This is a genomic window from Clostridium taeniosporum, from assembly GCF_001735765.2.
GTDB classification, from domain to species: domain Bacteria; phylum Bacillota; class Clostridia; order Clostridiales; family Clostridiaceae; genus Clostridium; species Clostridium taeniosporum.
In genome coordinates this window covers 1,071,143-1,083,274 of the sequence record NZ_CP017253.2, presented here as the reverse complement: position 1 = coordinate 1,083,274, position 12,132 = coordinate 1,071,143, and the positions used below count along the sequence as shown (strand labels likewise).

8 protein-coding genes are annotated in these 12,132 nt (G+C 28.7%); all 8 read right to left on the bottom strand.

Annotated features, from left to right (window positions below):
• Positions 1–340: 340 nt before the first annotated feature.
• Positions 341–1,585 carry a phosphoribosylamine--glycine ligase gene (gene purD / locus BGI42_RS05150; protein ID WP_069679299.1) on the bottom strand — a complete coding sequence of 415 codons (1,245 nt, stop codon included), beginning with the start codon at positions 1,583–1,585 and terminating at the stop codon, positions 341–343.
• Between the two features lie 262 nt (positions 1,586–1,847).
• Complete coding sequence (gene purH, locus BGI42_RS05145) at positions 1,848–3,353, bottom strand: bifunctional phosphoribosylaminoimidazolecarboxamide formyltransferase/IMP cyclohydrolase (protein WP_069679298.1); 1,506 nt, start codon at positions 3,351–3,353, stop codon at positions 1,848–1,850.
• Positions 3,354–3,364: 11 nt separating this feature from the next.
• Entirely contained in the window at positions 3,365–3,979 is a 615-nt protein-coding gene (purN, locus tag BGI42_RS05140; protein ID WP_069679297.1) for a phosphoribosylglycinamide formyltransferase, read from the bottom strand.
• Entirely contained in the window at positions 3,967–4,968 is a 1,002-nt protein-coding gene (purM, locus tag BGI42_RS05135; protein ID WP_069679296.1) for a phosphoribosylformylglycinamidine cyclo-ligase, read from the bottom strand. Before purM ends, purN begins: the two co-directional genes overlap by 13 nt.
• A gap of 121 nt (positions 4,969–5,089) precedes the next feature.
• Positions 5,090–6,502 (bottom strand): amidophosphoribosyltransferase, encoded by a 1,413-nt coding sequence (purF, locus tag BGI42_RS05130; RefSeq protein WP_069679295.1) that lies wholly within the window; start codon positions 6,500–6,502, stop codon positions 5,090–5,092.
• A 181-nt stretch (positions 6,503–6,683) separates the two neighbouring features.
• Positions 6,684–7,391, bottom strand: coding sequence for a phosphoribosylaminoimidazolesuccinocarboxamide synthase (purC, locus tag BGI42_RS05125; RefSeq protein ID WP_069679294.1), 708 nt, complete (start codon positions 7,389–7,391; stop codon positions 6,684–6,686).
• The gene (gene purE, locus BGI42_RS05120) at positions 7,391–7,870 is read right to left on the bottom strand and encodes a 5-(carboxyamino)imidazole ribonucleotide mutase (RefSeq protein WP_069679293.1); all 480 of its coding nucleotides are present in this window, start codon (positions 7,868–7,870) and stop codon (positions 7,391–7,393) included. Before purE ends, purC begins: the two co-directional genes overlap by 1 nt.
• A 117-nt stretch (positions 7,871–7,987) precedes the next feature.
• Positions 7,988–11,734, bottom strand: a complete 3,747-nt coding sequence (locus BGI42_RS05115) for a phosphoribosylformylglycinamidine synthase (protein WP_069679292.1) — start codon at positions 11,732–11,734, stop codon at positions 7,988–7,990.
• Between the last annotated feature and the right edge of the window lie 398 nt (positions 11,735–12,132).

Here is a 12,132-nt window from a genome sequence, read left to right as displayed (position 1 = left end):
AACACTAAATGGTCAATTAACATTTTGGGTATTATAATTAAGCAATTTAAAGAAAATAAAAAATAATATAAAAAAACACACTGGTCTGACCAGTGTGTAATTAAAAATAAAGCTTGCTTTAATTATTTTCATTATTTTGTTTTTAATAGTAATACAGTTTAATCATTCCAAAACCCTTGTATTATAATACTTTAAATAGTCTATTTATTTCAAAATACTTTTTAAATTTTAATTATATTCTTGTATAAAAATTTTTATATTTTAATTTAATTATAAAACTTAAAATTGTTTACATTTATAAAAAAACATATCATAAGTATAAAACTATTCAAAATTAATACTAAAGTCCTATATCTTTTCTAAAATAAGCCCCTTGAAATTGTATACTTTCAATATTGGAATAAGCTTCATTTCTAGCTTCTTCTATATTATTACCACATCCTATAACTGATAAAACTCTTCCACCATTTGTCTTTAAAGTTCCATCTTCATATTTGGCTCCTGCTAAAAATACCTTATCTTTTACTTTTTCATCTATCTTTATTTCATATCCTTTATTAAATTTATTTGGATATCCATTAGATGCTAAAACTACATTTATACATACACCTTTATTCCATTTAATTTCTACTTTATTTAACTTTTCATTTAATGCTGCTTCAATAATTTCTAAAAGATCACTTTCCATTAAATATAAAACTGATTGAGTCTCTGGATCACCCATTCTAACATTGTATTCTAAAAGATATGTTCCTTTTTTAGTTATCATAAGACCAAAGAATATAATTCCCTTAAAATCAAAGCCTTCTTCTTTTATTCCAACTAATGTTTTATCCATTATATTTTCTTTAAAATCATTTAAAACTTCTTCTGTTACATATGGATTAGGTGCTAAAACTCCCATACCACCAGTATTAGGACCTTTTCCACCATCGAAAATTTGTTTATGATCTTTAGCTGATATAAATGGAATTATTGTTTTTCCATCAGTTATTGAAAGTATAGAAGCTTCAACTCCTTCCAAAAATTCTTCAACAACAATTTTTTGTCCTGCCCCATTAAACACATCATCTACCATACATGTATTAACAGCATTTTGAGCCTGATCTTTATTTTCACAAATTATAACACCTTTCCCTGCTGCAAGACCATCTGCTTTTACAACTATTGGATAAGTACAATTTTCTAAATATGTTAAAGCTTCATTAACATTTGTAAATGTAGCATATTCAGCTGTTTTAACACCATACTTTTTCATGAAATCCTTAGAAAAACTCTTACTTCCTTCAAGTATTGCTCCATCTTTAGATGGTCCAAAAATCTTTAAATTTTCTTTCTTAAATTTATCAACTATACCTTTTGTTAAAGGATCTTCTGGACCTACTATTGTTATATCGATAGATTCTTTTTTCGCAAAACTTATTAATTCATCTATATCAGTTATATTTATATTTTCACATTTGTTGTGAATAGCAGTACCACCATTACCTGGAGCTACAAATATTTTTTCAACCTTTTTACTTTTTCCTAGTTTCCAAGCTAAAGCATGTTCTCTTCCACCAGATCCAATTAAAAGTAGTTTCATATAATCTTCCTCCTAAACTCCAATAGATAACTAAACTATTTGAATATGATTTATAACAATTGATATTTTAGTATAATTGCGAATTGTCATTGAAATTTGCTTTTTAGAATTCTTAATAAAGATTTGTCAAATTATCTACTTATCACAATCTTTGATTGAGCGTATACATTAATTGGACTAAGCTTTATTTTAGATCTCTTAAAGCAAATTTCTCAGTCCATGAGTTTTATACTACAATATCAATGCTGTTTAAAAGCTTAGGCTAATGTTTAAAATGTCTAAATCCTGTAAACACCATTACTATTCCATGTTCATTACATGCATCTATTGATTCTTGATCTCTCATAGAGCCACCTGGTTGAATTATTGCTTTTATTCCATTTTCAGCTGCCTGATCAACAACATCTCTAAATGGGAAGAATGCATCTGAAGCTAATATAGTAGCTCCTTTTCCTCTCTTTAAGGCATCTTCTGTTGGCCAAATTCTATTTACTTGACCGCCTCCAATACCTAATGCTATTCCATTATGTGCAACAACAATCGCATTAGATTTAACATATTTAACTACCTTCATTCCAAATAATAAATCTTTCATTTCATCTTCTGTTGGCTTCTTTTCAGTTACTACTTTTATTTCATCAATAAGTTTGTTATCTTCATCTTGTATAAGTATTGCACCATCAACACTTACCATATATTTCTCTGACTTTGGAGTATTATTAAATTTAAGAACTCTTAAATTCTTTTTAGTTTTTAATACTTCTAACGCATCTTCATCATAATCAGGAGCTGCTATAACTTCTAAAAATATTTTAACCATTTCTTCTGCTGTTTTTTTGTCTACTTTTCTATTAAATCCAATAATTCCACCAAATATTGATGTAGGATCAACTTCATAAGCCTTCATATAAGCTTCATATGAATCTTTTCCTACTGCAACTCCACAAGGTGTATTATGCTTTAACGCGCAACATGCTGGTTCATCAAATTCATTAGCACATCTCCAAGCTATATCAACATCTTTAAAGTTATTGTAAGATAATTCTTTTCCATTTAAAGTTTCAAAAGTATTCATAGCTCCATCTAACATTGTTGAAGAATAAACAGCTGCACTTTGATGAGAATTTTCACCATATCTTAAGTTTTGCATTTTCTTATATGAAACTGAAAGATATTCAGGATATTCATCTTCATCAGCTAGCATAAAGTTTGCAATAGCTCCATCATACGCACTCATAAGATTAAATACTTTACCTGCTAATTTCTTCTTTGTGTTTAATGATACTTTTCCATTATTTTCTATCTCATTTTTAACAACTTCATAATCAGTTATATTTGAAATTACAACTACATCTTGAAAATTTTTAGCTGCTGCTCTAAGCATTGTAGGTCCACCAATATCTATAAATTCAACTTTTTCTTCAAAAGATAAATCTTCTTTTACCTTTTCAAAAAATGGATAGAGATTAACTACAACATAATCTATTGTATGAATTTTTCTTTCTTCTAAAACTTCCATATGTTCTTTATTATCTCTTATAGCTAAAATTCCTGCATGAACTAATGGATGAAGAGTTTTAACTCTACCATCTAACATTTCTGGGAAATTAGTAACTTCATTAATTTCAATTACATCAATACCATTTTCTTTTAAATATTTATAAGTGCCACCAGTTGATACTATTTCAACATCCTTAGAAACTAAAAACTTAGCAAAATCTAAAACTCCATCTTTATTAAAAACACTTATTAAAGCTCTTTTTTTCATAAAAACCACCCTCAGTTCTCAACTATTTTTGTTCTACCATTAAAAATTTTTACTTTGTCTTCACTAATCAGTTTAATTGCTCTTGGCAATACTATATGTTCTCTTTCTAATATTCTTTTTTGAAGACTTTCAGCATCATCTTCAAAATAAACTTTAACAACATCTTGAAGAATTATTGCTCCGCCATCTACTTCAGAATTCACAAAATGAACTGTACATCCTGAATATTTAACTCCACTTTTTATAACTGCTTTATGAACATTTAACCCATACATTCCTGGACCACAAAAAGCTGGAATTAATGATGGATGAATATTAATTATTCTATTATTAAATTCTTTTAATATTTTCCCATCTAATATAGATAAATATCCAGCAAGAACAATTAGGTCAACTTTACCTCTTATAAGTTCTAAAACTTTATCTGAAGATTTATCTTTATACTCTTTTTTACTAACAACATAAGTAGGTATATTGTGATTTTTAGCTCTTTCTAATGCATATATTCCCTCTTTACTGCCAATTACCATTTCAATGCTACACTCTATTTCTTTATTTTCTACAGCATCTATAATAGATTGAAGATCCGTTCCACCACCTGAGACTAAAACTGCTATTTTAAACAAACACCTTCACCTCCAGATGTTACATAACCTATTTCATAAGCTTTTTCACCCATTGCAATTAAAGCTTTTATTATAGAATCAACATCTTTTTCATCTACAGCAAGAACAAATCCAATTCCCATATTAAATGTATTATACATATGTTCTTTATCTACGCCTTTTTCAATAATTCTTTCAAATATACCTGGAAGTGGATATGAATTTTTATTAATTACCGCAGTTAATTCTCTTCCATTAAACATTCTTGGCACATTTTCTATAAATCCACCACCAGTAACATGAGCCATTCCCTTAATTTCAAACTCATCCAATAATTTCAGTATAGGTTTAACATAAATTTTAGTAGGAGTAATTAATGTTTTCCAAACTCCTTCTCCATTAAACTCTTCATTTAAATCTTTAAAGACTTTTCTCACTAATGAATAACCATTAGAATGTATTCCAGAAGAAGCAATTCCTATTAATTTATCTCCTTCTTTAATATTACTTCCATTTATTATTTTATCTTTATCAACTATGCCTACTGCAAAACCTGCCATATCATATTCACCTTCATCGTAGAATCCTGGCATTTCTGCTGTTTCTCCACCAATTAATGCACATTCAGATTGAATACATCCATCTGAAATTCCTTTAACCAAATCAGATGCAACTTCTGCTTCAAGTTTCCCACAAGCAATATAATCTAAGAAAAATAATGGTTTAGCTCCATGACATAAAATATCATTTACACACATAGCAACACAGTCAATTCCAACAGTATCATATTTCTTATTTTTAAAAGCTATTTCTAATTTTGTTCCAACTCCATCAGTACCAGAAACTAATACTGGTTTTTCATATCCTGATGGAAGTTCAACCATTCCTCCAAAACTTCCAAGACCATTTAAAACATATTTGCTCATTGTTTTAGCTGCATATTCTTTTATTAACTTTACTGATCTATAACCTTCTTCTATATTAACGCCTGCTTCTTTGTAAGTAATCATTATAACACTCCTTATTCAGTTAACAGTTGATGTTTTACAACTAATGATAATTTTCTAATATACTAGGTAGTTAACTTTAATTTTTATCTAATCACTGTGAATTTTTCATTGTCAATTGTTATTATTCTTCTTCAACTGGTGTAGCAACTGGATAAACTCCATTAAAACAACCCATACAGAATCCTTCTTTTCCCTTGCAACTTTCTTTTACACCATTTTCACTTAAATATCCTAAATAATCTGCTCCAATCATTTTTCTTATTTCTTCTACCGAATTATTTGCAGCAATAAGTTCACTTCTATATGGTGTATCAATACCAAAATGACAAGGATATTTAACACTTGGAGATGCAATTAAAAAGCTTATTTCTTTAACTCCAGCACGTTTAAGTGATTCTATTAAATATTTTGAAGTTGTTCCCCTTACAATTGAATCATCAATTAAAACTACCCTTTTACCCTCTAAATTTGTTTTTAATGGATTTAACTTAACAGCAACTGATCTTTCTCTTATTTCTTGAGATGGAGATATAAATGTTCTACCTACATATCTATTCTTAATAAATCCAGTATCATAAGGAATACCTGATGCCTTAGCATATCCTATAGCCGCTGGTATACCTGAATCAGGAACTGCAATCACTAAATCTGCCTCTAACTTATGTTCTTTATATAATTGTTCTCCTGCTCTAACTCTTGAAGTATGAACATCTAATCCATCAATTTTAGAATCAGGCCTTGCAAAATATATATATTCAAAAGCACATGTTTGACACAACGTATTTTCAGAATATCTATAAGAATTAACGCCTTTATCATCTATAATAACAATTTCTCCAGGTTCAATATCTCTTACAAGTTCAGCGCCTATTGCATCTAAAGCACAACTTTCTGATGTTAACACATATCCTTCATCAATCTTTCCAAGTGAAAGTGGTCTGATTCCATGAGGATCTCTAGCCCCAATTAATTTATCTTTTGACATAATTGTTAATGCAAATGAACCTCTTATAGCCGATATTGCATCAACTACAGCTTTTGTAAGCCCTTTTTTTGCACTTCTTGCTATAAGACATGCTATTACCTCAGAATCACTTGATGTATGAAAAATTTGGCCAGCATCTTCAAGCAATTCTTTTATAACATCATCATTAACTAAATTGCCATTATGAGCCATTGCAATTGAGCCTATTTTAGAAGTAGTAAGTATTGGTTGAGCATTTTCTATTCCTTTGCCACCAGCTGTAGAGTACCTAACATGCCCTATAGCTATATTACCTTTTAAATTCATCAAATCCTCTTGTTTAAATGCATCTGTAATTAGTCCTAGCCCCTTATGCATTTCTATTTTTTCTCCATCAGCTACTGCAATCCCTGCACTTTCTTGACCTCTATGTTGTAGTGCATAAAGTCCATAATAAGTCATTGAAGCAACATCTAACGGCTTATTAGTATAAACTCCAAAGACTCCACATTCATCTTTAAATTTGTCCAAACTTGGATCTATAATTAATTCAAACTCTGAATTTGTCATCTATATATCCCTTTCTTAACTTAATTTAAGGCTTGTAATATAAAAATTATATTCCATTTATAATTCATTCTTATAATCATATTCGATATTTGTGTTGATACATAAAATATAGATTTATATTAAATGTATCAACACTTTTTTAAAGCATTCTCATTATTTTAGATTTCTAATTGTATGGTTATTATTTAGATATTCTTTTTAATATTTCAATATAAGCATCTTCTACATTTCCTAAATCTCTTCTAAATCTATCTTTATCTAACTTTTCTCCTGTAGTAGCATCCCAAAATCTACAAGTATCAGGTGAAATTTCATCAGCTAAAACTATAGTTCCATCTGAACACTTACCAAATTCTATTTTAAAATCAATTAAATTTATGTTTTCTTTTGCAAATGCTTCTTTCAATATATTATTAATCTTAGCTGTCATATCTAAAATAGTATTAATTTGTTCAAAAGTAGCAGCCCCAATTGCTACTGCATGATAACTGTTAATTAATGGATCACCTAATTCATCATCTTTATAAGAAAATTCAAATACAGTAGTTTTAAGCTCTGTTCCTTCTTTAAGTCCTAATCTTTTAGCCATACTACCTGCTGCTACATTTCTTACTATTACTTCTAACGGAACTATTTCAACCTTTTTACATAACTGCTCTCTATCATTTAGTTTTTTAATAAAATGAGTTTTTATTCCTTGTTTCTCTAATTGTTCAAATAATATTGATGTAATCTTATTATTTAATACACCTTTATCTGCAATCTGCCCCTTTTTTTCTCCATTAAAAGCTGTTGCATCATCTTTATAATAAATTATTACTTCATCAGCATTATCTGTTGCATATATTTTTTTGGCTTTTCCCTCATATAACATTTCTAGTTTTTCCATTATAGTTCTACACCTTCCCCATTTTCATCTATAAAATTCTTTTTCATATTATTTCTGAATTCGATCAATCTTCCTCTTAATTCCTTATCTTTTAACGCTAACATTTGTAATGCTAACATTCCTGCATTATAACTATTATTTATTCCAACAGTTGCAACTGGAATTGATTTAGGCATTTGCACTATTGAATATAATGAATCTAATCCATTAAGTGCTGCATTAATAGGCACTCCTATTACTGGAAGTATTGTTTTTGATGCAATAACTCCTGGTAAATGTGCTGCAAGTCCTGCACCAGCAATTATTACTTCACAACCTTCTTTTTCAACCATTTCTATAGTTTCTTCTAATTTTTCAGGAACTCTATGAGCTGAAAGAATAAATGCTTTATAATCAACATTAAATTCTTTTAAAGCATTTGCTGCTCCTCTCATAACTTCTGTATCTGATTTACTTCCAAAAAATATTGCTACTTTCATAGTTAATCCTCCTAAATTCTTAAATTCTTAAATTCTTAAATTCTGGGCATTTTATAATTTTTCATTGACATAATGCTTAAATTTTAAAAATTATTCTATTTAAATTTAAACCAATTCTTATTTAAAATAGTTAACTCCTGATTTAAATATCTTTTGGTCAAAATCTCCTGGAATATTTCTATATAAATTTTCACCTATTCTTTCTGAATGAGCCATTTTACCAAGAACTCTTCCATCAGGACTTGTTATCCCTTCAATTCCATACATAGAGCCATTAGGGTTATATGGCATATTAAGTGCTACTTCTCCTTCAAAATCAACGTATTGAGTAGCCACCTGCCCATTGTTTATTAGTTTCTTTATTAAGCTTTCTGGGGCAACAAATCTTCCTTCTCCATGGGAAATTGCTATTGAATGTATATCTCCTAAATTTGCTTCATTAAACCAAGGTGACTTATTTGAAACTATTTTTGTTCTAACTATGGAAGACATATGTCTATTTATACTATTGTAAGTTAACGTAGGCATATCTTCTTTTATATCTATAATTTCTCCATATGGTACTAACCCTAACTTTATTAAAGCCTGGAAGCCATTACAAATTCCTAATGTTAACCCATCTCTATTCTTTAATAATTCCATTACTGACTCTTTAATTTTCTCATTTCTAAATACAGTTGCTATGAATTTTCCCGATCCATCTGGTTCATCCCCTGCTGAAAATCCTCCTGGAATCATTATTATTTGTGACTTATCAATTTCAGATTTAAGTCTTTCTATTGAATCTACTAATGCTTCTTTAGTTATATTTCTAAATATTACTTCTGATACTTCTGCACCTTCTTTTTCAAAAGCTCTTCTACAATCATATTCACAATTATTTCCTGGGAATACTGGAATCACAACTCTTGGCTTAGCTAATTTAATAGCTGGTGATAAAACTTCTTTTTTATCATATAAAACAGTTTTTATCTTTTCTGAAACATCTTCAGTTTTTATCTTAAATACAGTACTTAATTTTTCTTCGTATATTTTTTCTAAATTCTCAATTTCTAAATCTAAATCATATTCCTTACATATTAATGTTTGAGAACAAATAGTTTTACCTATTTCTTTGTATAAACAATCTTTAAATTCTTTATTTACATCAACTTCATTTTTAACTTCTAATAATAAACTTCCATAATTAAATCCAAAAAGTTCATCTTTAGTTAAATTACTAAATTCAGCACCAATTCTATTTCCAAGAGACATCTTTGTTAAGCACTCTGAAACTCCTCCAAACTTAACTGCTGATGCTGATATAACTTTTTCATCAACTATTAATTTATAAAGCACTTCTAAATTTTTCTTAAATTTATTCATATCTATAGTGCCGTCTTCTAATTTTTCAGTTTTAAGTAATATTAACTTTGAGTTTGTATTTTTAAATTCTGGAGAAATTATTTTATTAGCTTTCTCAACCCCTACTGCAAATGAAACTAATGTAGGTGGTACATCTAAATCTCCAAAACTTCCTGACATCGAATCTTTTCCTCCAATTGCTGCAATTCCAAGTTGCATTTGAGCTTCATAAGCTCCAAGTAATGCTGAAAAAGGTTTACCCCATCTTGTTTTATCCTTACCTAACTTTTCAAAATATTCTTGGAAAGTTAATCTTGCTTTTCTATAATCTCCACCCATAGCTGAAAGTTTAGTTATTGATTCTATTACTGAATAATAAGCCATATGATATTGACTCCAAGTACCTAAATATGGATTAAATCCAAATGTCATTATTGTAGCATCTTTACTTTCTCCTCCAAGTACAGGTATCTTAGCTGCCATTCCTTCTGCTGGAGTACTTGCATATTTCCCACCAAAAGGCATAATCACTGTTCCTGCACCAATAGTTGAATCAAATCTTTCAACTAATCCTTTTTGAGACGCTATATTTAAATCTTTTAATTTACTAATCCATGTATCTTTTACATTAACATTTGAAACTTCATATGGATACTCAGTTGGACCACTAACCTCTACAGATACTTTTTGTTTTGCTCCATTTGTATCTAAAAACCTTCTATCTAAATCTACTATTTTTTTGCCTCTCCAAAACAATCTAAGTTTATCAGTATCTGTAACATTAGCCACTAATGTTGCTTCTAAATTTTCTTTATTTGAAAGCTTTATAAACTCTTCTGCATTTTCTTTAGATACAACTACTGCCATTCTTTCTTGTGATTCTGAAACTGCAAGTTCTGTTCCATCTAATCCATCATATTTCTTTGTAACTTTATCTAAATCTATATCTAATCCTCTGCATAACTCTCCAATAGCAACTGATACTCCACCGGCTCCAAAATCATTGCATCTTTTTATCATTTTTGCTACTTTTGAATTTCTAAATAATCTTTGAATTTTTCTTTCTGTAGGTGCATTTCCTTTTTGAACTTCTGCACCACATTCATTTAATGAATCCACTGTATGTTCTTTTGATGATCCTGTAGCTCCACCTACACCATCTCTACCTGTTCTTCCACCAAGTAAAATAATTACATCACCTAATTTAGGTTCTTCACGAACAACATTTTCTTTTGGTGCTGCTGCAATAACTGCTCCTATTTCCATTCTCTTAGCTATATAATTCGGATGATAAATTTCTTGAACTTCACCTGTTGCAAGTCCTATTTGATTTCCATAAGAACTATATCCATGAGCTGCTCCTAAAGTTATAGTTCTTTGAGGAAGCTTTCCTTTTAAAGTTTTTTCTACAGCAACTGTTGGATCACCTGAACCTGTAACTCTCATGGCTTGATATACATAAGTTCTACCTGATAGTGGATCTCTTATGGCACCTCCTAAGCAAGTTGCCGCTCCACCAAAAGGTTCAATTTCAGTTGGATGATTATGTGTTTCATTCTTAAACATTACTAAATAATCTTCTAAACCTTTATCTGTGTCAATTTTTACATTTATTGAGCATGCATTTATTTCTTCTGATATATCTAAATCATTAAGTTTTCCTCTTTTTCTAAGTTCCTTCATTGCTATAACGGCAATATCCATAAGAGTTTGATCTTTATCTTTTTCTCCATATACATATTCTCTAGATTTTATATAATTTTCATAACTTTTTTTAATTGGTAAAGTATATTTATTATGTTCAAATTCTATATTTTCTAGTATTGTAGAAAAAGTAGTGTGTCTACAGTGATCTGACCAATAAGTATCAATGACTTTAATTTCTGTAATTGATGGGTCTCTATTTTCTTTTATAAAATAATCTCTTATCATAATAAGATCTTCAATACTCATAGCAAGACCATAATCTGAATGGAATTTTTTCAATTCTTCTAAATTTTTTTCTCTAAATTCATTTAATATAAGAACATCTTTAGGTAAGTTTGAAATGGATATAATCTCTTTACTGTTTATATCTACTTCTCTAGAATCTACTGGATTTATATAATATGATTTTATATTATCAATTTCTTCTTTTGTAATATTTCCCTTTAATATAATTATTTTAGCTGACTTTACATCCACCTTATCTTTCTCAGTTAACAATGATATACATTCTGAAGCCGAATCTGCTCTTTGATCATATTGACCTGGTAAAAATTCAACAGCAAATGCTACTTCATCATCATTGATTTTTAATTCTGACTCATACACATTATCAACTGTTAACTCTGAAAAAATAGTATGTAATGCTTTCTTATAATATTTTTCACTTATATCTGAAATAATATATTTATTTATAAGCCTTACACTTATTAAGTTATTTACACCTAAATTTTCTTTAAAATCTCTTAATAACCCTTGAGCTTCTACATCAAATCCACTCTTTTTTTCAACAAATATGCTTTTAATATTTAACATTATAATTCATTCCTCCAAAAATTATTAATTTGGTTTTAACTTAACAGTTTAGCGAACTTTATGATTTATTTTAATAATAATTTTCGTGTTTGTATTTTAAGATTAGCATCAAATACGTATGTTGTCAACCAACTCACTGTTATTTATTTTAAAAAACGCATTTTTACCGAACTTTAATTTATATTCATAATATAATCATTCGTATTATATGTTTCTAAAATCATTCTTCCTTAACATTAAAATCATATCAATAATACTTATCTACTATACTATTATTGTTATAAATTTATTTTTCATACATTTACTTTTAATCATATATAAAAATCGCTAAACAACTTTCAAATGTAGATTTTTACTTATATATCCTTCTCTAATATTGATTCATATAATTATTTTTT

Bases quoted from the DNA above. Each gene is read 5' to 3' on its own strand.
- purD (WP_069679299.1), bottom strand. From the start codon at position 1,585: ATGAAACTACTTTTAATTGGATCTGGTGGAAGAGAACATGCTTTAGCT.
- purH (WP_069679298.1), bottom strand. From the start codon at position 3,353: ATGAAAAAAAGAGCTTTAATAAGTGTTTTTAATAAAGATGGAGTTTTA.
- purM (WP_069679296.1), bottom strand. From the start codon at position 4,968: ATGATTACTTACAAAGAAGCAGGCGTTAATATAGAAGAAGGTTATAGA.
- purF (WP_069679295.1), bottom strand. From the start codon at position 6,502: ATGACAAATTCAGAGTTTGAATTAATTATAGATCCAAGTTTGGACAAA.
- purC (WP_069679294.1), bottom strand. From the start codon at position 7,391: ATGGAAAAACTAGAAATGTTATATGAGGGAAAAGCCAAAAAAATATAT.
- purE (WP_069679293.1), bottom strand. From the start codon at position 7,870: ATGAAAGTAGCAATATTTTTTGGAAGTAAATCAGATACAGAAGTTATG.
- BGI42_RS05115 (WP_069679292.1), bottom strand. From the start codon at position 11,734: ATGTTAAATATTAAAAGCATATTTGTTGAAAAAAAGAGTGGATTTGAT.